The sequence below is a fragment of the Nocardia paucivorans NBRC 100373 genome (assembly GCF_000308675.1).
Classification (GTDB): domain Bacteria; phylum Actinomycetota; class Actinomycetes; order Mycobacteriales; family Mycobacteriaceae; genus Nocardia; species Nocardia paucivorans.
Genome location: NZ_BAGE01000046.1, coordinates 1 through 23,343 on the forward strand (window position 1 = coordinate 1; position 23,343 = coordinate 23,343).

The 23,343-nt window shown below is 68.3% G+C and carries 16 protein-coding genes and 1 pseudogene; 7 read left to right on the plus strand and 10 right to left on the minus strand.

Annotated features, from left to right (window positions below; genetic code table 11):
- A pseudogene (locus ON32_RS15805) lies at positions 1-267 on the plus strand (IS5/IS1182 family transposase); the annotation flags it as partial.
- A gap of 134 nt (positions 268-401) precedes the next feature.
- Here the strand turns inward: ON32_RS15805 and ON32_RS15810 are convergent.
- On the minus strand, positions 402-1,433 hold the full coding sequence (locus ON32_RS15810) for a YlbL family protein (RefSeq protein ID WP_040791710.1): 1,032 nt from the start codon (positions 1,431-1,433) through the stop codon (positions 402-404).
- 102 nt (positions 1,434-1,535) lie between these two features.
- Complete coding sequence (locus tag ON32_RS15815) at positions 1,536-1,766, minus strand: mycoredoxin (protein ID WP_040791711.1); 231 nt, start codon at positions 1,764-1,766, stop codon at positions 1,536-1,538.
- Between the two features lie 152 nt (positions 1,767-1,918).
- Between ON32_RS15815 and ON32_RS15820 the strand changes: the two genes are divergently transcribed.
- Positions 1,919-4,069, plus strand: a complete 2,151-nt coding sequence (locus ON32_RS15820; protein WP_040791919.1) for an ATP-dependent DNA helicase UvrD2 — start codon at positions 1,919-1,921, stop codon at positions 4,067-4,069.
- Between the two features lie 616 nt (positions 4,070-4,685).
- Complete coding sequence (locus ON32_RS27825; protein ID WP_169331629.1) at positions 4,686-4,970, plus strand: WhiB family transcriptional regulator; 285 nt, start codon at positions 4,686-4,688, stop codon at positions 4,968-4,970.
- 115 nt (positions 4,971-5,085) lie between these two features.
- Here ON32_RS27825 and ON32_RS15835 read toward each other — a convergent pair whose 3' ends face one another.
- The 5 genes from ON32_RS15835 to ON32_RS15855 all read right to left on the minus strand — a co-directional run bounded on the left by ON32_RS15835 (position 5,086) and on the right by ON32_RS15855 (position 11,274).
- Positions 5,086-6,465 carry an ABC1 kinase family protein gene (locus ON32_RS15835; RefSeq protein ID WP_083874591.1) on the minus strand — a complete coding sequence of 460 codons (1,380 nt, stop codon included), beginning with the start codon at positions 6,463-6,465 and terminating at the stop codon, positions 5,086-5,088.
- Between the two features lie 31 nt (positions 6,466-6,496).
- Positions 6,497-7,369 (minus strand): hypothetical protein, encoded by an 873-nt coding sequence (locus tag ON32_RS15840; RefSeq protein ID WP_051133313.1) that lies wholly within the window; start codon positions 7,367-7,369, stop codon positions 6,497-6,499.
- A 128-nt stretch (positions 7,370-7,497) separates the two neighbouring features.
- A complete protein-coding gene (locus ON32_RS15845; protein ID WP_051133314.1) occupies positions 7,498-8,922 on the minus strand; it encodes a zinc-dependent metalloprotease in 1,425 nt (474 codons plus the stop codon).
- A 343-nt stretch (positions 8,923-9,265) separates the two neighbouring features.
- Positions 9,266-10,168 (minus strand): NAD(+) diphosphatase, encoded by a 903-nt coding sequence (nudC, locus tag ON32_RS15850; RefSeq protein WP_040791713.1) that lies wholly within the window; start codon positions 10,166-10,168, stop codon positions 9,266-9,268.
- 38 nt (positions 10,169-10,206) lie between these two features.
- On the minus strand, positions 10,207-11,274 hold the full coding sequence (locus tag ON32_RS15855) for a potassium channel family protein (RefSeq protein ID WP_085995213.1): 1,068 nt from the start codon (positions 11,272-11,274) through the stop codon (positions 10,207-10,209).
- Positions 11,275-11,429: 155 nt separating this feature from the next.
- Between ON32_RS15855 and ON32_RS15860 the strand changes: the two genes are divergently transcribed.
- Positions 11,430-11,834 (plus strand): DoxX family protein, encoded by a 405-nt coding sequence (locus ON32_RS15860; protein WP_051133315.1) that lies wholly within the window; start codon positions 11,430-11,432, stop codon positions 11,832-11,834.
- A 17-nt stretch (positions 11,835-11,851) separates the two neighbouring features.
- Here ON32_RS15860 and ON32_RS15865 read toward each other — a convergent pair whose 3' ends face one another.
- Together ON32_RS15865 and ON32_RS15870 are read right to left on the minus strand one after the other, a co-directional pair.
- Positions 11,852-15,271, minus strand: a complete 3,420-nt coding sequence (locus ON32_RS15865; protein WP_051133316.1) for an ATP-dependent helicase — start codon at positions 15,269-15,271, stop codon at positions 11,852-11,854.
- A complete protein-coding gene (locus tag ON32_RS15870) occupies positions 15,268-19,107 on the minus strand; it encodes an ATP-dependent helicase (protein WP_040791927.1) in 3,840 nt (1,279 codons plus the stop codon). The genes ON32_RS15865 and ON32_RS15870 overlap by 4 nt, the downstream gene beginning before the upstream one ends.
- 128 nt (positions 19,108-19,235) lie before the next feature.
- On the opposite strand from ON32_RS15870, the gene ON32_RS15875 reads away from it, so the two are divergent.
- The 3 genes from ON32_RS15875 (at position 19,236) to ON32_RS15885 (ending at position 22,193) form a co-directional block, all read left to right on the plus strand.
- Positions 19,236-20,024, plus strand: a complete 789-nt coding sequence (locus ON32_RS15875) for an alpha/beta fold hydrolase (RefSeq protein ID WP_040791714.1) — start codon at positions 19,236-19,238, stop codon at positions 20,022-20,024.
- Positions 20,025-20,026: 2 nt separating this feature from the next.
- Positions 20,027-20,368 (plus strand): MGMT family protein, encoded by a 342-nt coding sequence (locus tag ON32_RS15880; RefSeq protein WP_051133317.1) that lies wholly within the window; start codon positions 20,027-20,029, stop codon positions 20,366-20,368.
- Positions 20,369-20,447: 79 nt separating this feature from the next.
- Positions 20,448-22,193, plus strand: a complete 1,746-nt coding sequence (locus ON32_RS15885) for an NTP transferase domain-containing protein (protein ID WP_051133351.1) — start codon at positions 20,448-20,450, stop codon at positions 22,191-22,193.
- 141 nt (positions 22,194-22,334) lie between these two features.
- Here the strand turns inward: ON32_RS15885 and ON32_RS15890 are convergent, their stop codons facing one another.
- Positions 22,335-23,048, minus strand: a complete 714-nt coding sequence (locus ON32_RS15890; protein ID WP_040791716.1) for a DUF4272 domain-containing protein — start codon at positions 23,046-23,048, stop codon at positions 22,335-22,337.
- Positions 23,049-23,343: the final 295 nt, after the last annotated feature.

The window sequence follows — 23,343 nt, forward strand, 5'->3', positions numbered from 1 at the left end:
AATCGTGAATACCTGCGCCGGCGTGGCATCCGGGCGACGATCGCGGTCCCGGCAGATCAAGCCGGCCACCGCCGTCGGCGTGGCTCCGATGGCGGCCGACCTCCCGCGTTCGACGAGGTGATCTACCGGGATCGCAACACCATCGAGCGCGGTATCAACCAGCTCAAACAGCATCGAACCGTGGCGACCAGGTTCGACAAACTCGCTGTCCGCTACCTGGCCACGCTCCACATCGCCGCCATCAATCTATGGCTCGGTAACAGTTGAGGGCGGGCTCACGCCCGCCCTCAACTGTTGCTCGACTTCGAGACACTGCCTAGTCCCGTCGAGAGTTCCCGACCGGCCGCGGCATACCGCGAGTCGATGTGGCCCGGTACCTCGGGCGAGGTCCGGGCCCCACCTCAGCCGATATCGCAGCTCGGCGCCGGTCGTCCGGCCTCGATATCGTTCAGCGACTGCACCGCCCCGGCGAGGTTCTCCACCCGCACCAGCTGCAATCCCTCGGGGATACGCTGTCGGGCCTCGTTGCAGTTGGCCGCGGGGACGAGGAAGACCTCCGCCCCGGCCTCCCGCGCGGCCATCATCTTGTACTGGATTCCGCCGATCGGCCCGACCTTGCCCTCTTCGTCGATACTGCCGGTGCCGGCGACGAACCGGCCGCCGTCCAGTTCCCCGGGGGAGAGTTTGTCGATCAGCGCCAGGCTGAACATGAGGCCGGCCGACGGGCCGCCGATATCGGCGAGGTTGAAAGTGATGCGCATGGGCGGGCGCGCCCCCTCGGCCGGGATCACACCCATATAACCCTTGGCCGGATCGTCGGGGCGGGCGCCGAGCGTGACGGTGGCCGTCTGCTCGATGTTGTCCCGACGGAACACCACGGTCAACGCGCTGCCCGGTGCCCGGCCGGAAACCGCGGCCACCACATCCTGGGGTGTGGTGACCGGGGTTCCGTCGACGGCGACGAATTCGTCACCGGGACGAAGCACGTCCTTGGCCGGTCCGTTCTCGGTCACCTCGCGAACCAGCACCGCAGTGGGCAGCTTCAGATGACGCAACGCCGCGACCTCGGCATTGCTCTCGGAGTTCTCGAACTCCTGCTGGTTGGACTGATCGATTTCCTCCCGCGACACACCGGGCGGGTACACCTCGGCGCGGGGCACCAGTCCGTGGCGGCCGCTGGCCCAGAAACCGAGAGCTTCGAAGATGGTGAGCCCGTCGCGCACCGCGACGGTGGTCATGTTCAGATTGCCGGTCGTCGGATCGACCTCGGCGCCGGAGACCTCGACGACCTTCTTACCCTCCACCTCCCCCAAAGTGTTGAAGGTGGGCCCCGGTCCCAGGGCGACGAACGGCACGCTGAACGTGCTGCCGACAGCACCGAGGACGAGTACCGGGATCAGCGCGGCCAGCAGTGTGAGGATCCGACGGTTCACCCGGCCAACAGTAGCGACCGACCGTGCCGGTACACGTCAGTGGCGTGCACCGACGTGGTCGGTGTCGAGCGGGCGGATGATTTCCCCATCTCCCGAACGGGCTCAGGCCAGACCGGCGAGTACCTTCTTGACCTCGGCCAACGACGGATTGGTCGCGGTGGAACCGTCGCGGAACTTGACGGTGGGGACGACATGGTTGCCGCCGTTGACGCTACCGACGAACTCCGCCGAAGCGGGGTCCTGCTCGATATCGATCTCGGTATAGCTGATACCGGCTTCCTGCAGCTGGGTCTTCAGCCGGCGGCAGTAGCCGCACCAGGTGGTCGAGTACATGATCAGATCAGGTGTCGCATCGGTCACGCAGGAAGCAACGCCTGCGACGGCGTTCCTGTTCCGCGACCCGGTTGTGATGACGAACTCGGTGCGGTGAGCGAACGCAATCGTGCGTTCGCTCGGTGTGGGCGGTGTCGGCTCCGGCTGCCATGATGGTGGCCGTGCCCGCACTCGATCTCACCGCCCTGGATCCCGAGCAGGCGGCCGCCGTCCGCGCGCCCCGCGGACCGGTGTGTGTGCTCGCAGGGGCGGGTACAGGCAAGACCAGGACCATCACCTATCGCATCGCGCACCTGGTATCGGCCGGACAGGTGCGCGCCGACCAGGTCTTGGCGGTCACCTTCACCGCACGCGCGGCGGGCGAACTGCGCGCCCGGCTGCGCGCACTCGGTCTCGGCAGCGCTGCACATACCGTGCAGGCCCGCACCTTCCACGCCGCGGCGCTACGACAGCTGCGATATTTCTGGCCACAGGTGGTCGGTGAGGTGCCGTGGCAGGTGCTCGACAACAAGTTCGCGGTGGTCGCCAGGGCCGCGCAACAGGTCGGCCTGGGCACCGCCACCGAGGAGGTGCGCGATCTGCTGGGGGAGATCGAATGGGCCAAATCCTCGTTGGTGGCGCCCGAGGACTATCCCACGGCGGTGACCGCGCGCCGGCGCGATATCCCCGGGGACGCGACGCGGATCGCGGAGGTCTACGCGGCCTACGAAGCGCTCAAATCCACCCCCGACGGTCTGCTGCTGGACTTCGACGACCTACTGCTGCACACCGCCGCCGCCCTGGAGGACTATCCGGCGGTCGCCGACGAATTCCGCGGGCGCTACCGCAGTTTCGTCGTCGACGAATACCAGGACGTCACCCCGTTGCAGCAGCGGGTGCTCGACGCCTGGCTGGGCGATCGCGACGATCTCACCGTCGTCGGCGACGCCAACCAGACGATCTACTCGTTCACCGGCGCCACACCGCGCTATCTGCTCGATTTTTCCCGCCGCTTCCCGGATGCCACCGTTGTGCGGTTGGAACGCGACTACCGGTCCACACCGCAAGTGGTGGCCTTGGCCAACCGGGTGATCGGAATGGCCAAGGGTCGGATCGCCGGTACTCGGCTGCAATTGATCGGGCAACGCGCGGACGGCCCGGAACCGGAGTTCGCCGAATACCCCGATGTCGCCGCCGAGGCCGCGGCCGTCGCTCATGCCATCGGGAAATTGATCGCCGACGGGGTCCAGGCCGCGGAGATCGCGGTGCTGTACCGGATCAACGCCCAGTCCGAAGCCTATGAACAGGCGCTGACCGAGCAGGGGATCCCCTACCAGGTGCGCGGCGGGGAGGGGTTCTTCGCCCGACCGGAGGTGCGCCAGGCCGTCGGGCAACTCCACCGCACCGCCGCCCGCGACGATCTACCGGATCGCTCCCGCACCGGGGCGGACCTGGTGACCCTGGTGCGCGCCGCGCTCGCCCCCCTCGGCCTCACCGCTGTCGAGCCCGCGGGGGCACAGGCCCGGGAACGGTGGTCCTCGTTGACCGCGTTGGTGCGGTTGACCGAGGAACTCGTCGAGCACGAACCGACGCTGGATCTGCCCGGTCTGCTGCGCGAACTCTCCGCTCGGGCCGAGGCCCGGCATCCACCGACCGTGCAGGGCGTGACCTTGGCCTCGCTGCATGCGGCCAAGGGCCTGGAATGGGATGCGGTATTCCTGGTCGGTCTCGCCGACGGCACACTGCCGATCGGTTATGTGCTGGCCGATGACGGGTCGGTCGCCGATCCGGCCGGGTTGGAGGAAGAACGCCGGTTGCTCTACGTGGGGGTGACGCGGGCCCGGGTACATCTGCGGCTGTCCTGGGCGTTGTCCCGCGGGGCCGGCGATCGACGTACCCGCCGACGTTCCCGGTTCCTGACCGGGCTGGTCCCCGAGGATTCCCCGGCCTCACCGATCGCGGCCGCCCCGGCGCGATCGCCGGAGGACCGAGTCCGCCCGACCTGCCGTATCTGCGCGAAACCGCTGATCGGCACGTACGCGACCATGCTGGGACGGTGCCGGCGCTGTCCGGCGGAACTCGACGAGGAACTGCTGGCGACCCTGCGTCAGTGGCGGGACGAGAAAGCGACCGAACAGCGGGTGCGGGATTTCGGTGTGTTCACCGACACCACCCTCACCGCGATCGCCGAGCAACTTCCCGGCGATGACGCGGCGCTGGCCGCTATTCCGGGGGTCGGGGCACGCAAGATCGAACAGTACGGCGCCGAGGTGCTCGCGATCGTGGCCTCCCGGATGCGGGCCACAGGGCAAAACCGCAGGTAGAAAATAGGTTGTCGAGCTGTCGACAACAGCCTAAGGTGGAAAACGCGCTCGGGAGGGCACTTCCACGCGCACAGTTCAACCATTGATTACGAGTACTGGAGGGAGGCAGACGATGAAGGGCAGCATGGCCATCCAAACGATGCGCGGTGCCTTGCACCTGCCTGTGTCGGCTGCTTCCCGGGGGGTCCTCGCCATGCAGGGGACCGGTCTGTCCCGCACCGGATTCGGTGAGCCCGGAGGCAAAGCCGCCTTTGTCACCCAGGCATATGCACCCATCGCACTGCAGGACAAGCCCAACGCGGATTGGCATCCGATCTTTGCCCCGGCAACGGTCGGTTCCTCCACCGTCGCGAGCGCCGATGCGGCCCTCGATTCGGCGGAACGCCTCCGCAATGCCGACCAAGCGACCGTGAACAGGCGGCCCAGATGCCGACCTAGGTAGGGAGAAATCCCACCCCTGGCCACGGATCGCCCCGTAAGCGAAACCGTGGCCAGAATTGTTTTCCGGCCTTCAGCCATCCGGCACCGGTTTCGCGGAACGACACCGAACCGCTGCAACGAGCTGAAGGAGAACGACGTGATCACCGCCCAGAGCCGGCCACAAGCCGCTACTGACGTGGCACGCCGAACTGTCGCAACAATTTCCACCGATCGGACGGTTGCCACCACCCTGCCCTGTCGGGCGGGCGACCCGGATCTGTGGTTTGCCGAGAGCCCGGCCCAATTGGAGCAGGCCAAGGCGCTGTGCGCATCCTGCCCGATCCGCAAGGGCTGCCTGAGCGCCGCCATCGATCGGCGTGAGCCGTGGGGTGTATGGGGTGGCGAGATCTTCGATCAAGGAGTCGTGATCGCCCGGAAGCGCCCGCGTGGCCGCCCGCGCAAGGTCGCGAGTTGCGTCTGAAGGGTGTCGTCGGATGCCGACACAGCGGCCGAGCCGCTCACCTCGTCGAGGTGAGCGGCTCGGCCTGTTTCGATACGCTGTTGTAGCGCAAGAGATTTCGAATATGGACGGACGGTCAGGCGCTGTCGCGTTCCTCTCGGAAACCCGGCAACCAGGCGGACGCCAACTGAATGAACGGCACTTCGGCGTCGAGCTGGGCGCAGATACCGATGGAGCCGCCGAGCACCCGGAAGATCATCACATATTCACCGGGAAGCATCAGCGACCGCGCGGTCTTCATTTCCGGCGACGAGTAATCCGTGGCCTTTCCCGCGACCCGCTGCATCCATTTGCGGGTGAAGTGGAACGAATCCGAGCGGATCGGATCGGTGAACGGACGCAGATAGTCCTCGATCTCCTGCTCGGAAACCGTCCGCCCCGGAATCACCCAGCCGTTCTCGTGCAACAGTTCGGTGAGCGCGGTGTAATCCTCCCGAACCGCCAGGGCCAGAATACGACCCAACTGCTCCGGGAATCCGTTCGGCAACGGGGCGCATGCGCCGAAATCGATAACGGCCAGTTTGCCTTCCGGGGTGATCATGAAATTGCCCGGATGCGGGTCGGCGTGCAGCAATCCGACAGTTTCCGGGGCGGAGAAATGGAACCGCCCCATCAGAGCGGCCACTCGGTTCCGCAGTACGCGAGTTCCCTCCGGATCCGCTTCCCCGGCGGCAATGATCGCGGAAAGAGGTGTGCCCTCGAGCCACTCGCTGACGAGCACTTTCGGCGCGCCGGCCACCACCTTGGGGATCACGAACTCCGGATGCCCGTCATATGCCTTGGCGAAGGCCCGTTGATTCCGGGCCTCGTTCCGATAGTCCAGTTCTTCTTCGGTGCGTTCGTTGATCTCGGCGAGCAACGGCTTGACATCGGCGCCGGGGATCACCTTGGCGAACAGACCCGTCATCCGGTTGAGCGTTTTGAGATCGGCGCGCAGCGCCTCATCCGCACCGGGATACTGCACCTTCACCGCGACCGGGCGGCCGTCCGACCACACCGCCCGGTGCACCTGACCGATACTGGCCGACGCGGCCGGTGTGTCGTCGAAGGATCGAAAACGCTCTCGCCACCGGGTGCCGAGCTGGTGGTCGAGGACCTTGTGCACCGTCGCGGCGGGCATGGGCGGTGCGGCGGCCTGCAGTTTGGTGAGTGCCTCGCGATAGTGCTCGCCGAACTCCTCCGGAACGGCCGCCTCCATAACACTGAGCGCCTGACCGAACTTCATCGCGCCGCCCTTGAGTTCACCGAGCACGGTGAACAGCTGCTCGGCGGCCTTCTGATTCAGGTCGGCATTGACCTCGTCACGATCCTTGCCCGCAAGCCTCTTACCGAATCCGACAGCTGCCCGGCCGGCGATTCCGAGAGGAATCTTGGCCAACTTCGCATTACGGGAGGCGGGACGGCGCACGATCTCAGACACTCCCCCATCATGGCGGAGACCCCCGGGAACCGCCATGAAAACCCCCGTGATAATCAGAACCGGCGGATCAGTTGTGATATCCGTCACGACCATTGTCGGGGTCCGGAGAAAGGCATCCGCAGTCGGCGTGGGGAGCCCAGCGGCGATGGGCAAGACAATAGGAATCCAAATCCAGTTCCAACGTGCCGCTCAAGGTGGCGGGCTCCCGACGGGGCGAACACGCCAGAATGATCTCCAACTCGCCGAGGGCCAGCGCGGCCGTGGCGGCGATACCCGCGGGACCGGCGTAACCCACCCGCCCCAACAGCTGCGCGGCCAGCATGGGCCATTCGTCGTCCAGATCGCGCCGCACCAGATCCGCACAACGCAAACAGGCGGTGCGGCCCGGTAGCACCAACGGTCCGACCACCCCCTTACCATCGCGCAGCCGTACCGGCAGATGCGCGATACGACCCCGGGTCAGCCGGTGTACCAGCAGAGGATCGGGTATCAGCGCATCGGCCAGTATCACCAGATCCGAGGTCCAAGAGGAAACTCGGCAATCACCACCACGGGAACGTTCCGGACGGACACCGAGACCGCGCAGCCCGGCGGCGATCGCATCGGACAGCGGGCCGAGACCGTGCACCCGAACCGAACGAATCCGACCCGCCGGTTGCTCCGGATGCAGGAGCAGCCCCTCGGCGTCGATCGCATCGATCAGAGCAAGAGCCTGATCCGGGGTGAGACCTTGCTCCCCCGCCCGCCACACGATCTGCGCGCGAGTGTTCAGACCGTCCAACAGCCGGAGAAAGGCAACCACCTGGTCGGGGCGCAGACCGGGGGCTTCGAGAAGGAGCGCGGTCTCGGGATCCCATCCCAACTGCACCGCACCGGAAGGGCGCGTGAGGATCATCAGCCGGGGATGCAGCATCGGACCGCGGGAACAGGTTGTCGTCATGACAGCAGTATGAGCCTGCGTCATGGCGTCGAAATCGGCCCAAACCACTGTTACCCAGCGATTTCACCCGTTATCCACAAGGCCTGAACCCGGCACTCGACAACCGTGCACGGCTGTCCGTCGGACCACTACCGGTTGTCGGTCTCCGTTCCGCCGGGGCGCTCGTCGTCCTCGTCACGTGACCGTCGCTCCGCAGGATCGGTTTCCTCCGCGGCGGTATCCGACCGATTCGCCTCGTCCCGCTCCTTGGCCTCGGTGGCGGCCAACTGGGCGAGCGGATCGTCGAATGTGGCGCTACCACCGCCGATCACACCATCGAGGAAACCGGCCGGGGAATCCAGATCGGTGGAATTCGGCAATAGATCGGGATGGGCCCAGATACCGTCTCGGACGGTCATACCGGCCTCATCGGTCAGCCGCTGCCACAGAGCGGCGGCCTCACGCAGCTTCCGAGGACGCAATTCCAAACCGACCAGGGTGGCGAAGGTCTGCTCCGCTGGTCCGCCGGTCGCGCGCCGACGACGCAGCGTCTCGGCCAGCGCGCCGGCGCCGGGCAGCCGGTCGCCCACCGCCGCGGCGACCACCACCTGCACCCAACCCTCGACCAGGGCGAGCAGCGTCTCCAGCCGTTCCAGGACCTGCTTCTGCTCCGGGGTGGTCTGAGGTTCGAAGGTGCCCTGCGACAGGATCTCCTCGAGTTTGCTCGGATCCGTCAGCGCCATCGGGTCGATGTTCTGAGCGGCCTCCTCGAGCGCGGAGAAGTCCATCTTGATACCGCGGGCGTAATCCTCCACCGCGCCGAGCACCTGCTGCCGCAGCCACGGCACATGCGCGAACAACCGCTGATGCGCCATCTCACGAGCAGCGAGGAACACCAGAATCTCGCTCTCCGGCTGCTCCAATCCCTCACTGAACTTCGAAATAGCGGTGGGCAACAAGGCCGCGGTGCCCACCGGGCCCAACGGCAACCCGATATCGGTACCGGTCAGGACCTCTTTCGCCAACTGCCCGAGCGCCTGACCGAGTTGGGAACCGAAGGCCAACCCGCCCATCTGCCCGAGCATCCCCATCATGGGGGCGGCGAACTCGCGCGCCTCCTCCGGCATGGTCACGGTCCACATACCCGAAACCTGCTGGGCAACCGGGTCACAGAGCCGCTGCCAGGTGGGCAGGGTCTCCTCGATCCAGTCGTAGGCCGTCCAGGCCACCGTTTTCGTCGCACCCGCCGGGAACGTGGTTGCCTCGTCCAACCACAGTTCGGCCAAACGGGCGGCATCGGCGACGGCGCGGGCGGCGCCGGCCGATACCGGCGGGATGGTCGAACCGAGCTGCTGACGCGCCAATCGCTTGGCGACGTCGTAGTTGACCGGCCCGGACTTGGCCCCGGGAGCGGTCATCCCCGCACCCATACCGCTGAGCATCTGCCCGAGCGAGGTCAACATCTGCCCCAGCGCCGCCGGGTCGAAGCCCGCAGCACCGAAACCGAACGGGTCGTTACCGCGACCGGAATCGTTGTCGTCCTGGTTGCCGAAACCGAACGGAATATCACTCATGCTCTGTCCTTTCGCGGCATGACCGGACGCCCTCCGTGGTCACGCTCTGCTGCCGCCTCCGGGCGTTGACGTTCATGCCGGGTCCTTTCGCGGCATACCAGGACGCCCTCCGTGGTCGCACCGCACTGTTCTCGTGGGGCGGGGGCCGGTCGTCCCCGGGAGACCGGTCCGCGCCGAGACCGTCGCCCTGCCGGGGAGAGCGTGCGCGCTGTCGGAAACAGCCGCCGCTTCGTGAAGCTGCATAAAGCCCATAGTAGGCGCGCCCCGGATGCCGGAGCCGTGCGCCGTTGGCCGCTTCGCGCTGAGTGAACAGCGGAGACCGGTGACTGTGCGCCGGCACACATCACGCGGCGGCCCAGGACTCCACAATGGTGCGGGCAATGGATATCGAGCCCGGCAGCAACAGCTCCGGCGCGGAATCCGAACGCGCCGACCAGTCGCCCGCGGCCAATGCCGTGCGCACCTGCTCCCGAGTGAACCAGTGCGCTTCCGCGATCTCACCGTCGGAGAATTCGAGCGTCTGCTCCGGATCGGCGACGGCACAGAAACCGAGCATGAGCGAACGCGGGAACGGCCACGGCTGACTGCCCAGATACCGGATATCGCGCACGTCGAGCCCGACTTCCTCCCGTATCTCACGCGCCACACACCGCTCCAACGACTCGCCCGCCTCCACGAACCCCGCCAGCAGTGAGAACAGCGGGGCCGGCCAGGTGTGTTGGCGGGCCAGCAGCACCCGGTCTGCGCCGTCGTGGACCAGGCAGATCACCGCGGGGTCGATTCGAGGGAACTCCTCGTCCCCGTTTTCGGTGGTCCGCGACCACCCGCCCTTCACCGCCACCGTGGGCGTGCCGTCGGCGGCGTGGTAGGCGGCCTTGTCGTGCCAGTTCAGCAGGGCCAGCGCCGAGGTCAGGGCGTGGGCGGTGAAATCATCGATGACATCGGCCAACGCCCGCAGATCACGCAGGGTGCCGGTGAGCTCGTTGTCCCGGACCGCCCACAGGTGTGTGCCGTCGGCAATGCCGAGGAAAACCGCGTCCGGGCTGGGCTCGCCGGACAGCTCGAGCGCCGGCCCCCACACCAACGCCCCCTCCTCGAACCGCACCTGACCACGACGGTTGACCCGTAACAACCGAGCCGAGGACCAGCCCTCCTTCAACGCCTGTGGATCGGCGCGCACCGTTTCGGCACGATCGATCACCGGACGGGACAACAAAGGGATATGGAGCAGCTCGAAAACCGACACGCAATCGAGACTAGAACAGTCCCGAACTCAGGGCCGGTTCAGCGGGCGCGACGGATGTAGAGCAGCTTGTCACCCGCTTCCAGGGCATCGACCTCCGGCTCCCCGACCCGGATCAGTTCCCCGGCCCGCACGACTCCGAGCACGATATCGCTGAGATGCCGCGGTGAACCGCCCACCTCGCTCGGCTCCACCTCGCGTTCGGCCACGGCGAACCCGTGTTCCGGGGTGAGCAGATCCTCCATCATCTCCACCACGCTGGGTGTGGTGGTGGCCAGACCGAGCAGCCGTCCGGTGGTCTCCGACGACACCACCACCGAGTCGGCGCCGGACTGGCGCAGCAGATGGATATTTTCCGCCTCCCGGATCGAGGCGACGATCTTGGCGCGTTTGGTGAGTTCCCGCGCGGACAAGGTGACCAGGACAGCGGTGTCGTCGCGATTGGTGGCCACCACGACCGCGGCGGCGTTCTGCACACCTGCCAGGCGCAACACATCGGACTGGGTGGCCGATCCGTGCACGGTGACCAGACCCGCGGCGGCCGCCGCCGACAGCGCGTGCTCATCGGTGTCCACCACCACGATATCGGCGGGCTGCGCCCCGTCGCCGAGAATGGCATCGATCGCGGTACGACCCTTGGTGCCATAACCGATCACCACGGTGTGATTGCGCACGCTACGCCTCCAACGCTGAATCTTGAACGCCTGCCGGGACCGTTCGGTCAACACGGCCAGGGTGGTGCCGACGAGCACGATGAGGAACAACACCCGCAACGGGGTGATGACGAGGGTGGTCACCAGTCGCGTGCCCGGGGTCACCGGGGCGATATCGCCGTATCCGGTGGTGGACAGCGACACCGTCGCGTAATACATCGCGTCCAGAAACGACAGCTCGCTGTCGGAGTTGCTGTCCACATAGCCGTCCCGCCCGATATAGACGATGATGCCCGCGATGAACAGCAGGGAGATGGCGAACAACACCCGGCGGATGAGAGAGATCCACGGACTGGTCCGCACTTCCGGGATGTGCAGTATCCCCACCAACGCGAAATCCGGCCGCTCGGTCAGCCCGGCGAGGCTGCGCGCTCGACCGCCCAGGTCGGTGAACACCGAACTCACCGACGACCTCCGCCGCCGATACCGACCTCTCGCCCCATACCCGTGGCCACTGTGTCTTTCTCCGGCACAGCTGGGGAGCCTACCTCTTCGACCGGACCCGACACGGGCGGCGGCGGAACGACCCTTCGGGTGTCCAGGGTGAGCGCATGACAGCTGTTGTCCCGTCCACGGATGCCCTCGATATCGGCCGCGGACCGGCGCTGCGACTGGCCGGTCTGCTGATCGTCGCCGGGGTGCTGCATTTCTCGATGCCCAAGTTCTTCGATTCGATCGTGCCGCGGATACTGCCCGGCGCGGCGCGCACCTACACCTATCTGTCCGGTGTGGCCGAAGTGGGAGTCGGTGCGGCACTGGTGGCGCCACGCACCCGGCGACTCGGCGGCCTGCTCGCGGCTCTGCTGTTCATCGCGGTGTTCCCGGCCAATATCCAGCATACCGTGGATACGGTGGGCAACCCGAAGGCATCCCGATCGCTGAAGGTCATCTCGGTGCTGCGGTTGCCGATGCAGCTGCCGTTGATCACGCAGGCACTGGCGGTACGCCACGGCTGAATGCCACCGGCGAACGCTCATTCGTCGTGTTCCGCGGGCGGTATCGACGAGGTCGGGTCGGTCCGGCGGGAACGGGTGGTGGAATCGATCAGGTCCGCGAGTTCCGCGGGGCCCGGTAAACGGTCCGGTAGCACGGTGCGGCCGGTACGCACATAGTGGAACGCGGCATCGATCCGCTCCAACATCTCCTGTTCGCTCGACCCGGTGCGGGCGGCCATCAACCGGGCCCAGGCCAGGCGGTATACCGCCAACTGCATGACGACCGCGGGTTCGTCGGCGGGGCCCGGCTCGGCGCCGGTCTTCCAGTCGACAATGGTCCAGCGGCCGTCGGACCCGGCGAACACCGCGTCCATCCGGCCGCGGATCACGGTGCCCGCGATGGTGGTTTCGAAGGCCACCTCCACCTCGACGGGGCGGCGGGCGGCCCAGGGCGAGGCCAGGAACGCGTCCTGCATCCGAGCCAGTTCGGCGTCGACGGCGGAGCCCGTCCCGATGTCGGCGGCGCCGGGGAGTTCGTCCAGGCCGGGCAGCTGGTCGGACGCGAACCAACGTTGCACCCAGGCGTGGAACGCGGTGCCGCGCCGGGCCAACGGATTCGGTGGGTACGGCAGAGGGCGGCGCAGGCGGGCGGCGAGTTTGCGAGGATCGGCGCGCATCTCGACCAGGGCGGTGGCCGGTAGCTGGGTGGGCAGCTCCACCTCACGTTCCGCCGTCACACCGGCTCGGAACTCGGCGAGCAGGGCATCCACATCGGCGGCCCAGCCGTCGGGGTCGGCCGCCGGATCCGGTTCGGCTGTGGGCTCGGAGTCGGCGGGATGTTCGGCGAGCCGGGCCATGGCCGCGCGCACCAGGGCCGCGCCCTGTTCGATGGGGTCGCGGCGGTTGCCGAGCGGATCGCGGGGCCAGTGCGCGATGGCCGGATTGTCGGTGAATGGGTTGGTGGCCTCGGGAGGCGGCGGATCGACCCACCGGGCCATTTCGACCATACCCTCGGAGGTGTCGGCGGCCCGTTTCAGTTCGAGCAGGAAACCCGAGGGCCCTTTGGGAGTGGCCCCGCTTTCGGCCCAGTGGTGCGCCGAGACCAGCAGCACCCGTTCGGTTCTGGTGAGCGCGACATAGAACAGTCTGCGGTCCTCGTCGATCCGGCGGCGCTCCAGGGCCGCCTTGTGTGCCTTGACGGCCCGCTCCAGTTCCGCGCGATCGTGAACATCGGACAAATCCAGCACCGGCACCCCCTCGGGGGAGTCGAGGGTGGCGCGATCACCGCGCAGGGCGGTCGGGAGTTCGGCGAGGGCACCGAGCCAGGTGCCCGTGCCGCGACCGGACGGGAAAACGTCCCGCACCACGTGCGGGACCGCCACGACCTCCCATTCCAGTCCCTTGGCCGCGTGCACGGTCAGCACCTGCACCCGGTCGGCGGCGACCTCTACCTCACCCGGTTCGAGACCGTTCTCCACCGACTCGGCGGCGGTGAGGAACGACAGCAGACCGCCCAGCGTGGCGCCGCCGTCGCCGGCATACCCGGCCACCACTTCGGCGAACGCATCCAGATGTTCGCGGCCGGCACCACTTCCGGAGACCGCGCGCCGCGCCTGGGTTTCCACACCAACACCGATGGTGCGTTCGACGTCGGCGACGAGTTCGGTGAGGGGCTGTCCGCTGCGTTCCCGCAATGCCGCCAATTCCCGTCCCAGGGCGACGATCCGTCGATAACCGGCCTCCGAATACCGTTGCGGTGGACCGGGATCGGCGATGGCATCGGCCAGTCCCGCCTGTTCGGTCGGTTCCGGGGCCACCTCGCGCAGGGCGGCGGCGAGAGTCGCGCCGTCGGTGATGTCGCCGATGGTTGCGGTTCCCCGTCCGATCGACAGTTCCCGCGCCCGCCGGGCGAGCGCGGCCAGATCCGCGATACCGATCCGCCATCGGGCGCCGGTGAGCACCCGCACGGCGGCGCTGCCCGCATGCGGTTCGCCGATCAGCCGCAGGGTGGCGACGATATCGGCGACCTCGGGGGTGGCCAACAGACCGCCCAGGCCCACGATCTCCACCGGCAGCCCTTCGGCGCGTAGGGCTTCGGCGAGGGCCGGTGCGTCGGCATTGCGGCGAACCAATACCGCCGAGGTGGGCGGGGCCTGACCTGCCTCGCGGCGCGCGGCCCATTCGGCGGCGATGCGTTCGGCGATCCACCGGCGTTCGTCGGCGACCGTCTCGGTGAGCGCCAACGCCACCGTGCCCGATTGCGCATCGGGTTTGGCGCGCAACGGATCCACCGTGACACCGCCGACGCCCCGGGCGGTCTCCCGCAGCGGTTCGACGATCATATTCGCCAGCGCCAGGGCTTCCGGCGGATTACGCCAGCTGGTGAGCAAAGGCAGGATCCGCGCGGGAACCCCCGGGGCGCGCGGGAAATCGGTGGCGAATCGAGGCAGGTTCGCCGCCGACGCACCGCGCCAACCGTAGATCGACTGCATCGGGTCGCCGACGGCGGTCACCGCCGGCCGAGGCGCGGATCCGCGCCGGGCCGAGGCGCCACCGAACAGCGCGGCGAGCAGGATGCGCTGCGCGTGACCGGTGTCCTGGTACTCGTCGAGCAGGACCAGCCGGAAACGCGCGCATTCGGCGGCGCCCACCTCCGGGTGTTCGGCGGCCAGGCGCGCCGCCAGCGACATCTGGGAACCGAAATCCAGGGCGCCGCGGCGGCGCAGCGTCTCCGACAGCCGCTGCACCAAGGGCAGTAACGCCACCCGTTCCCGCTGTACCCGGAGCAGATCCAGTAGCTGTCGGCTCGGTCCGCCGCGCTGCCGCGGCCCCGGCGGCAGGGTGTAGATCAGTTTCTCCAGTTCGGTGTGCGCGTCCGCGAGTTGTTCCGGCTCCACCAAGTGCTCGGCGAGCTGACCCGACAGCGCGAGCACCGCCTCGGTGACCGACACCGGGGTGCGCTCGGTATCCAGGTCGCCGTCCCAACCGCACACCACCTGATGGGCCAGCTGCCACAGTTGGGTTTCGGTGAGCAGGGTCGCCGACGGCTCCACCGGCAGCAGCAGACCGTGCTCGGTCAGCAATCGACCCGCATACGAGTGGTAGGTGCTGATCTCCGGTTCCGCGCCCGTCAGCAGGGCGCGCAGTTCCCCGGACGGGTCCAGTTCGCGCAGCAGCGCCGACCCCGCCAGGCGGGCCAGTCGGGTGCGGATCCGAGCGGTCAGCTGCTGAGCGGCCTTACGGGTGAAGGTCAGACCGAGAACCTCGTCCGGCGCCACCAGACGGTTGGCCACCATCCACACCACCCGGGCCGCCATGGTCTCGGTTTTGCCCGCACCCGCCCCGGCCACCACCAGGGTCGGTTCGGGTGGTGCGGCGATGACCGCGGCCTGCTCCGCGGTCGGCGGGGGCAACCCGAGCGCCTCGGCCAGTCGTTGTGGCGTCACCCGAGCGCTCACTCGTCGGTCACCTGACGTCCCGCGTCCTGAAGGGGACAACCGGCCCGGACGGCGCAATGCCGGCAACCGTCGTTGCGCATGGCCAGGAAGCTGGGTCCTTTCGTCGCGGCGGCGGCATCGTGGATGGCGGTGCGCCACGCGTTCAGGGCCTCGGCGTCCAACGGCGGCTGTTCCCGCTCGGTGGCGGCGCCGTGGGCGGTCGGTTTGGCGACATACACCAGACGCGCCCCACCGGGGAGGCGGTCCGCGTCGGTTTCTCCCGGATCGGCGGCGCGGTTGGGATCGGTGCGCTCGTCGACCCGATCACCGACCGTCTCGTCGAGCGCACCGTATGCGGCCGCGACCTGGTAGGTCGCCAGTTGGGCGTGTTCGGCGGCGGCGTCCTTGCCGATGACCGTCCGGCCCGTTTTCACATCCACGATGACGAATCGGCCGAAGGCATCGCGCTCCAGGCGGTCGATCCGGCCGCGGATACGTACATCCGGTTCCGAATCGTCCCGACCGGGCAGAACGTGATCCACCGAAACCTCCACCCCGGCCTGGGTGAGCTCCCCACGGGTGTTGTTCACCCAGGTCGTGAAGGTGTCCAACATGGCCTCGGCGCGGCGTCGTTCCTGCCGTGAATACCATCGGGCCTCGGGTTCGACGGCCCGCCACGCCTGCCCCAGCGCTGCCCGCACCTGCGCCGGCGGGACCTTCCCGGCCAACGCCTGCACCAGGGTGTGCACCAGATTTCCCTTGACCGCATGCGGATTGTGTCCGTCGGAACCGCCATTGCGTTCCAATGCCCAACGCAGTGGGCAGGTCTGGAGCAACTCCACCGTAGAGGGTGACAGTGCGACCGGCGCATCGTCGTCCCAGAGCGGTTCGTGGGAGCTGAGTTCTGCGGTGCCGTACCAGTCGTCGGGATCGGTTCCGGGCACCCCGGCGTGCGCGAGCCGGGCGAGTTGTTCCGCGGCGCGCAGCCGGCGGTCCGGGTCGGTGTCCGGATCGCAGACCACTCCCCGTAGTTCGGCGACCAGCGCGTGCATGGCCAGGGCTCGGCCCGGCTCGGCGACCGGCAGGGCGCCCGGTTCGCCGTCGTCGTCGTGGCCGAGCAGCTCGGCCAGGAACCGGGAGGGCACCAGATCGCGGTCGCCGGCCACCGATTCCACGGCGGTCACCAACAGCGACCGCCGGGCGCGACCGCATGCCACATACAGCAGCCGCCGCTCCTCGGCCAGGATCGGCGCCGCCCGGCTGATCGGTTCGTGGGTGTCGATACCCGCGGCGAGATCCACCAGCTCCTCGGTGCCCAGCAGGGTTCCGCGGGGCCGGGGATCGGGCCAGATTCCCTCCTGCACACCCGCGACGGCGACGACCTCCCATTCTCGGCCGGCCGCGGCGTGCGCGCTGAGCAGGTCCACCGCCTCCTCCCGCCGGGTGGTCGGCATCCGGTCGTTCGGGATCTGCTGCTGAGTCAGATATTCGACGAACCCCTCGATGGTCGCGCCGGGTAGCCGATCCACATAGGCCGCCGCGGCGTCGAACAGGGCCACCACGGCATCGAGGTCACGGTCGGCCTGTTGACCGGCCGTCCCGCCGCGTTCGGACTGGGCGACCCAGCGTCGTTCCAGTCGTGAACCGGTCCACAGCGCCCACAGCACATCCTCGAGGCCGCCGCCGCGCCGCCGCACCCGGCGGGCGCTTTCCAAGGCATCGCAAACCCGGCGCAGCGGGGCGATCTCGACCTCGGTCAGACCGGCCGGAATACGCCGGTCACCGATGCCGAGGATCAGGTCCCGCAGGATTTCGGCGGAGGGCCGCTCCAGTAATTCGACGGGGTCCACGGTGGCGTCGGCGGGACCGCCACCGGAATACCACGCGACGTCGGGTTCGGGCCCGGCCGTATCCGGTTCATCATCGAACGATGCCGGGACATCGTCGGGCAGCGGCGATGTGGCCGGTTCCGCGAGGTCGTCGTCGAGGTGGTCCGGGAGGAGACCGTCCCATTTCCGGTCGTCGGGGAACGGTTCCTCGTCGAGTCCATACCAATCGGCGTCCTCGGCCAGCCGCGCGGCATCCGCGAAGGGGTCGCCGGCCACGGTCTCGTCCGGGGAGGGCCAGGTGTCGTCGAGGGGCGGCGCATCGAACGGGTCCGGTAGGGGTGGCTCGTCGATCGGTTCCGGCGGCGGTTCGGGCCATTCCGCACCGTCGAGAGATACGGGATTCGCTCGCCGGGCTTCGGAGTCGGGAGCCGAGCGAGCCAATTCCAGCGCGGTTCGGCGAATACCGCGCCGCAGCCGGCGCAGGCCGATCTGGTCGGCGGAGCCGAGGGGACCCGACAACAGGTCCAAAGCGTCGTCGGCGTCGAACAGTTCCGCCGTGGAACCGGGTCCGCGCGGTGTGGATTCGCCCGCAAGAATCGCCCGCAGGGCCAGCAGCATCCAGGCCGCGCCGCGTCGGCGGGCCAAAGGAGTGTCCGGCGCGGGTTGCCGGATCGGCACCCCGGCCGCCGACAGCGCCCGCCGCAACGGCGGCAGCAGCAATGGCACCGAGCGCACGATGACCGCCATACGCGACCAGGGCACGCCCTCGGTGAGATGCGCGCGCCGCAGATGGTCGGCGATCAGGGCGGCCTCCTTGGCAGGGCTGCCCAGCACCCGCACCCGCACCTGCGCACCATCGTCACCGGAAGCGGTGTCGGTATCCTCGTTCGGACGGTGCGGCGCGACCCCGGGCAGACGCGCGGCGATCCGGGCGGCCGCGGTCCGCACCGCCGCGCCGCTGCGATGGTTGTGTCGCAGAACGATCCGCTGTTCGGCAGGGGCATCGAGTTCCGCCAGGAATCGGGAATCGGCACCGCGGAAGGCGAAAATTCCCTGGTCGGGGTCACCGGCGATCACCGTGGTGGCGGCCCCGGAAGCGAGTACTCGGACGAGGAGGGCGGCCTGCGGGTCCAGGTGCTGCGCGTCGTCGACCAACAGGCAGCGCACCCGGGACCGCTCGGCGGCCAGCAGTTCGGGATCACCGGCCAGGGCGTCCAGCGCCGCGCCGACCAGTTCGGCCGCGTTCAACGCGGGCGCCGAAGCCTCCGGCGCCTCCACCCCGACCGACCACCGCAACAGCATGGCCTGTTCGTAGCGGGTGGCAAAACGGCCGGCGGCGACCCATTCGGGCCGATCGTGTTCGCGGCCGAGCCGGATCAGATCCTCCGGGCCGATACCGCGTTCGGTGGCCCGCAACATGAGGTCGCGCAGCTGATCGGCGAAACCGCTCAGACCGAGCGCAGGCTGTAGCCGCGTCGGCCACAGATCGGATGCGCCGGCGGCGATATCGGTGAGATCGCCGCGCAGCATCTCACGCAGTACCGCGTCCTGCTCGGCGCCGGTGAGCAGGCGCGGCGGTGGATTGCCGTGGGTGGCGGCGTGCCGACGCAGCACCGAGAAAGCATAGGAGTGCACGGTGCGGACCATCGGGTCGCGGGTGGCGCCGGGGATGTCGAGGCCGTTTCCCGCTCCGGGCTCGGCGTCCGCGGCCCGCCGGGCGGCATGGCCGAGCAGTTGTTCGGTGATCGCGTCCCGTACCGCGAGGGCCGCGGGCTTGGCGTGGGTGAGCAACAGAACCGATTCCGGATCGGCACCGGCGACCAGGCGGGTGACCGCCAGATCCACCAGCAGCGAGGTCTTACCGGTCCCCGGACCGCCGAGCACCTGCCAGGGTCGTGGCTTCCGAACCGAATCCGCGGAATCGGTGGGTGTGACGGCGAACAGCGCGCGGACCTCGGGACCCCAGACGCGGGGCCGAGGAGCCACCGCGTTCCGGCGAACGAGTCGCACCGGATTGTCCGAACGCACCACGAGGGCTATTCCAACAGACGGGGCCGACACCACCGCAAGGGGCAGGTCCGAGGGTCGGCACGTCGGGGTTTCCGGACGATCGATCTGCCACCGCGGACGTTTGGCGGACCGGTCACAATGAGCGGGTGTCCGCACTACATGTTCACCGTTTCGGCCCGGCGACCGGCCCCACGATCGTGGCGCTGCACGGCCTCACCGGGCACGGAAAACGCTGGCAGATCCTCGCCGAACAGCTGCCCGACCACCGCATCATCGCCCCCGACCTGCGGGGCCACGGCCGCTCCACCGCCCTGCCGCCCTGGGATTTCGAAACCCTGGTCGCGGATGTGGTGACCGTGGTGGCGGACGAGACCGACCGTCCGGTGACACTGGTGGGACATTCCTTCGGTGGCGCCTGCGCACTACATCTGGTCCATCGGCATCCGCACCTGGTTCGTGCCCTGGTCCTGCTCGATCCGGCGATCGCGGTGGACCCGAGGCTGGTGCACGATATTGCGGTGTCCGGTATCGAGCGGCGCGGCTACGACAGTGTCGAAGCGGCGCGCCGGGACAAACTGGAAACCGCATGGCGCGATGTGGACCCCCGACTGTTGCAGGCCGAACTCGACGAACATCTGATCTCCACGGCGGACGGCCGCTTCGACTGGCGGACGGACCCGGCTGCCGTTACCTCCTACTGGGGGCAACTGGCTCGCGACGCCGTCCTGCCACCGGCCGAGCTGCCGACGGTGTTGGTGCGGGCCGCGCGAACGAACCCTCCGTTCGTCACCCCCGAGTTCCGCGCCGCGCTTGCCGCGCGGCTGGGGGAACGGCTCACCGTACACGAATGGGACTGCGATCATATGGTCGCCCAGGCGCGTCCGGCCGAGACCGCGGCCCTGGTGCGCGCGGTGGTGAGCGACCTCCCCCGATGACAATGACGACCACCACCGACGAGCAGATCGAACGGGTCCGCGCCCTCGTCGCGGCGATCCCGCCCGGCCGGGTGGCCACCTACGGCGATATCGCCGCCGTGGTCGGACTGTCCACGCCGCGCACGGTGGGCTGGATCATGCGCACCGATGCGGGTGACCTGCCGTGGCATCGGGTGATCGGCGCCGGTGGTAAACCCGCCGACCATATCGCCGACCGGCAGCTGCGACTGCTCGCCGACGAAGGTGTCCCGATCCGGGACGGGCGAGTCGATATGCGGGCGGCGCGCCATACGTTTTCCGATGATTTCGTCGGCCGAATATCCAACTCCCACGAACTAGCATGACGGGTATGCCGAAGCCAGCGTTGGACTCCCTCCGGTGACCGCTGACGCCATCGTGCTCGCCGGCGGGCGCGCCAGTCGGATGGGCGGGGTCGACAAACCGGCCCTGGTCATCGGCGGACGTTCCATGCTGGAGGCTGCTCTGTCGGCTACGGCCGGCTGCCGGCGGACCGTGGTGGTCGGACCGCACCGGCCGGAACTTCCCCCATCGATCCTGCAGGTTCGCGAGGTTCCGCCCGGCTCGGGTCCGGTTGCGGCGATCGGCGCCGGGCTGGGCGCCCTGGGCTCGGACGCGGCGCCGTGGCTCGTAGTGTTGGCCGCTGACCTGCCGTTTCTGCGCGAGTCGGCGGTCGCCGAGCTGATGCGGCAAGGTGTCGAATCCGGCGCCGACGCCGTTTTCGCCGCCGACGAGTCCGGGCGGCCGCAGTACCTCATCGGGGTGTGGCGGCGGACCGCCCTGGGAGAACGGCTGCGCTCGCTGGAGGAGTTGATCAACCAGCCGATGAAGGCGCTGGTGCCCGACCATACGGCGATCGTGCCGCTTCCCGGGGTCGCCGATTGCGATACCGAGGACGAGGTGCGCGCGGCTCGGGCGGCCGTCGCGGACGGCAGTGGTACAGGTCGCGGCGGCGCGGTGGTCGCGCGGGTCGGTGGGGAGCCGCTGACACTGGACCGGGCCCGGACCGTCCTCCGGGAGGGCCTGTCCCGGCTCACCGAGTATCGGACCGAGCTGACGGCGGTGCGGGGCGCCGCATTGGCGGCCCCGTTGACGGCGGCGGAGGCCTTGCCGCGGTTCGACGTATCGGCCATGGACGGATATGCGGTCGCCGGCGACGGACCGTGGCGGCTGCGGACCGATATCGGTTTCGCCGGTGGACAACGGCCGGTGGGCCTGCTGCCCGGTGAAGCGGTGCGCATCGCGACCGGGGCGCATGTCCCCGATGGCACCACCCGGGTGGTGCGCGACGAGTTCGCCGAGGTCGCCGATGGGCGGCTGTCTCTGCTCCCGGACAGCCCGCAACGTTCGGATATCCGATGCCGCGGTGAAGACCTGGAACCCGGGTCGCCGGTCGCCGCGGCGGGTACCCCCGTCACGACGGCGCTGATCTCCGCGGCCGCCGCGGTGGAGGTGACCGAGGCACCGGTGCGCGGACCGGTGCGGGCGCGCATCGTCATGACCGGCGACGAGATCCGTAGCGTCGGCCCGCTGCAAAGCGGCCAGACCCGGGACTCCATCGGTCCGATCCTCCCCGATCTGTTGGCCGCGCACGGCGTACGGACAGCGGATCGGGTGCATCTGCGCGATACCCCGCGCGGGTTCGACGAGGTGCTGGCCGGCGCCGGGGATTGCGATCTGTTGGTCGTCGTAGGCGCCACCGGCTCCGGTGCGGCCGATCAACTGCGCGCCGCCCTGGCCCGCATCGCGGCCCGGATACTCGTACCTCGGCTGCGACTGCGACCGGGAGGCTCCACCGTGGTGGCCGAATTACCTTCTACGACAACTGTTCTCGGCCTTCCCGGTAACCCGTACGCGGCCGTCTCCGCGCTTTTGGCGCTGACCCCGGCCATTGTGGAGGGCCGCACCGGGGCCATGCGGTCACGCCGACCGCACGGCCCCCTGCACAATGCGGGCGAGATCGCCGGGCCGATACCCCGGATCGTTCCGGCGCGCTATGCGGAAGACGCGGGACCCACGGGCGGGTGGATCGGCGACCCGGCCGTGCGCACCGCCCATCTCGGCGGCCTACTCGATCGCGACGGTCTGGTCGTCGTACCGAGCGAGGCCACCGACGGCGCGCTCGTGGAATTCATTCCGTTGCCCCGCTGAGCGCGTTCCCGACCACAGGGCTCGGTTCACTAGCACCCGTACCGGTCTCGCCCACTGTGTTCGGCCGGTTCGGTCGGGAAGCTCGTGTTACCCGACCGGACGCGACATCTCCTGCTGTTCCGGGGCGGATGATTCCCAGGGTTACCGGACGTCCTTGTCTTCTGTTTCCGAGTCTTCTGTTTGCAAGTCTTCTGTTTGCAAGTCTTCTGTTTCCGAGCCGGCATCCCACTCCGAATGATCGGCGCAGGCGATCCACCACAGGGCCTGGAGACGTTCCGTCACGATCATGAGATCGACCCCGTCGACGATTTCTCCATACTTCTCGTAGATATCCCCTACACAATGGTGGAGAAAGAAGTAGTAGTGCAGTTCCGCCAATATCTCATCGCGGGATCGCATTCCGATTCTCCGGATGAAGGGTTGCAGTGGTTCCCCCAGCGTGGGCAGGATGTCGATGATCTGTGAACCGTCCATCCGCTCATCGGGAGCGATGAGATCCGAAACCTCACCCGCGGCCCACAACAGGACATACAACGACTCGGCCCGCCAGGACAGCAGATTCGATTGCAGCGCGCGTTGTTTCCACCGCATCTCCGCGTCGGGAAGTTCGGTTATCGCGAATGCCTGTTTTTCCCGATCGGTCAACTCGTTCAGGAAATTCTCCGAGCGCAACCATTCCGAGATTTCCCGCGGATCCTCGTAGAAGATCACCCCGAGCAATCCGTGTAGAGCGAGCGCCCGCCTGGCCAACTCGTCGGGATCACGGAATCGAACAGGAAAAATTTCCTCGATTTCGGGCAGGGATTCCACCTCCAACCCGTGCTGTTCCAATCGAGCCAGTGTCGAGGCAACCATCGCCAACCTTCCATTGAACCGGACAGAGCATTTCGTGAAACTGCGACGTCGAATCCAATGCCGGAAGGCAGGTCGACGGGGTGGATCCACGCAGACCTTGGAAACCCTTTCTTGCACAAGTGGATTCACTGTCCTCTACGCATTGGTTCGAACGGGACAGTGTGTCGCGCCCGGCGCCCGGACGCAAGTGGAACTTCCCGCCGCGGGCCTTCACTTGACGACCGGCGGGATACGCGGTCTCGACGGAGGGGCTCGCCGAGACCGAAAGGATCACCCGGACCCGGCGCGGACCGCG